The following is a 1,086-nucleotide window of genomic DNA, read 5'->3' on the forward strand; positions in this document are numbered from 1 at the left end:
GACGGGTGCGGTGACGGTCGAGAAGACCGAGAGCACCTTCTGGACCTCGGTGAAGGGGGCGTTGGAGACGTAGACGAGGTCGCGGTTGCGCATGCGGAAGGCCTGGGTGAGGAACAGGCTGTTGGGGTCGCGCATGTTGATCCGGTAGACCACCGGCACCAGGGGGGTGCCGAGGAGCGGGCTGCCGGGCTTGAGGCGGCGGACCACGGCGGCCGGCTCGAACCGGAAGATGAAGGTGCCGGCGGGATCGGCCTGGAAGTCGGACAGGCCGCGCGACTTGGCCAGCGCCTGGGCCAGGGTGATGCCCTCCGCCTGGAACGGGATCTCGGTGGAATTGCCGAGGGCGCCGACGGCCAGGAAGGTCTGGGGATCGCGCACCAGGGTCAGCACGTCGCTCGGCCGCAGGAAGATGTTTTCGCGGGGGTTCGACACGATGGTGGTGAGCGGCACCGTGGCGGTGAGGGTGCCGCGCGAGAGCCGGACGAAGGTCTCGTTGACGGGCGCCTTCACGCCGCCGGCGGTGGCGACGACGTCGAGGAGGCGGTCGCCCTTGCCCGACAGGGGCACGCGGGCGCCGCTCACGGCCTCGCCCGAGACGGTGACGCTCTGCGAGATCGGCTTGGTGACGGAGACGAGGACCTGGGGCTGGATCGCCTTGCCGGCGAGTTCGGTCTCGATGAGGGACTGGACGTCCTGGGGCCGGCGGCCGGCGACCTGGATGCGGCCGGCATACGGCACCGAGATGGCGCCGTCGCGCGAGACCACCTGCTCGGGGATGAGGGCGGATTTGGAGCCGGCGGAGAAGCGGTCGGCGGACAGCGCCCCGGAGAACAGGCCGCCTGAGCCGGCCTCCCACACGGAGACGGCGACGAAATCGCCGACGCCGATGACGGGCTCCAGGGACGGGCGGTGGTCGCCGAAGGAGGCGAGCAGGCTGTCGAGGGGCCGTCCGCGCAGGGCCTCGACGGTGGCGGCGGTGAGATCGACGAGTTCGTAGCGCGCGAAGGTGCCCTCGCTGGTCGAGACGTCGGCCCCGTCCACGATGGCGCCCGTCGTCGGACCCGCACCGGGAAGGATCGAGGAACA

At 71.3% G+C, this 1,086-nt stretch carries 1 protein-coding gene; it reads right to left on the reverse strand.

Going from position 1 to position 1,086, the window contains the following annotated elements; all coding sequences use genetic code 11:
- Positions 1-1,086 (reverse strand): polysaccharide biosynthesis/export family protein (locus FV218_RS22450; protein ID WP_147711606.1); only part of this gene is annotated, 1,086 nt, incomplete at both ends.

It is taken from the genome of Methylobacterium sp. WL69, from assembly GCF_008039485.1.
In the GTDB taxonomy this organism is placed as follows: domain Bacteria; phylum Pseudomonadota; class Alphaproteobacteria; order Rhizobiales; family Beijerinckiaceae; genus Methylobacterium.